Genomic DNA, 1239 nt, shown 5'->3' with positions numbered 1-1239 from the left:
TATTCCCTGAAATAGCAATCACCTGATAACCTAATTGACGTAATAAATAGGTCGTTATCGATCCCACACCACCACTTGCTCCCGTAACAACAATATCTCCATCATCAGGCATCACTCCAGAATGACGCAATTCATTGACACACAACATAGCAGTCAATCCTGCCGTACCTAATGCAATCGCTTTGTATTCTGTTAATGCACCCGACAATTTAATAAGATGCTCTGGCGCAACAAAAGCATACTCACTCATACCACCAAATTGCACTTCACCATAACCAAACCCTGTCATCAACACTAAATCGCCCACTTTAAAATCGGGGTCTTGACTCTGTGCAACACTACCCACTAAATCGATACCAGGAATAAATGGGTAATTTTTGATGATTTTTCCTACCCCACAAACTGCCAAGGCATCTTTATAATTGAGAGAAGAATAATGCACTTTCACTTTAATCTTCCCTTCACGCTGTGCTTCTGGGATAAAATGTTCATCTATATTTTCTAATTGTGCGCTAAATGGTTCAGTGTCAGATTGACGAAGGACGAGTGCTTTCATTCAGATTTTCCTTGCTTTTGATATAAACGATAGGCGACTTGCTGGGTAAATTTTTCTTTCAATAATAGCCAATTTGCTGGAATCGCTAATGTGGTGAGATCTTTTTCACTCTCAATATAAATTAACGCATTTTCTGCCAACCAATGTTCAGAATCTAATAAACTCAAGGTTTGTGCTAATAAATTTTGATGAAAAGGGGGATCGAGAAAGACAATATCAAACGGCTGATCCACCGTTTGTTGCGTTAAATATTGCAATGTGTCAGTACAATGTACCTCCCCTTTTTCTGTTTTTAATTGTTGTAGATTTTGTTTTAACTGCTTTGCTATTACTGTGGACTTCTCTAACATAACGACTTTTGCAGCGTGCCGAGAAAGAGCCTCGAAGCCTAATGCGCCACTTCCCGCGAAACAGTCTAAACATCTCGCCTCAACAATATCATTCATTAACCAATTAAATAAGGTTTCACGCACACGATCAGATGTCGGACGTAGCCCTTGTGATAACAATACAGGTAACTTTCGACCTCGCCATAACCCAGCGATAATTCGCACTTCACCTTTACCTTGTGGAATTTTTGAGAGGTTTTTTACCATAATTAGAAGAAATACTAAGCATAGATGAATTTAAATGATAAACTAGCGCGTATTTTAGTCTATCTTTAATAAATTTGAATAACCTTA

2 protein-coding genes are annotated in these 1239 nt (G+C 38.3%); both read right to left on the bottom strand.

Annotated features, from left to right (window positions below; genetic code table 11):
- Positions 1–556: alcohol dehydrogenase catalytic domain-containing protein (locus tag ACFFHT_RS10970; protein ID WP_382376191.1), on the bottom strand; the 556-nt coding region annotated here is incomplete at its 3' end.
- Entirely contained in the window at positions 553–1152 is a 600-nt protein-coding gene (rsmD, locus tag ACFFHT_RS10965) for a 16S rRNA (guanine(966)-N(2))-methyltransferase RsmD (RefSeq protein WP_382376189.1), read from the bottom strand. The genes rsmD and ACFFHT_RS10970, both read right to left, overlap by 4 nt.
- Between the last annotated feature and the right edge of the window lie 87 nt (positions 1153–1239).

Source organism: Gallibacterium melopsittaci (assembly GCF_042433085.1).
In the GTDB taxonomy this organism is placed as follows: Bacteria; Pseudomonadota; Gammaproteobacteria; order Enterobacterales; family Pasteurellaceae; genus Gallibacterium; species Gallibacterium melopsittaci.
The sequence above is the reverse complement of the archived record's forward strand: the minus strand, read 5'-3'. Positions and strand labels throughout refer to the sequence as shown.

Bases quoted from the DNA above. Each gene is read 5' to 3' on its own strand.
- rsmD (WP_382376189.1), bottom strand. From the start codon at position 1,152: ATGGTAAAAAACCTCTCAAAAATTCCACAAGGTAAAGGTGAAGTGCGA.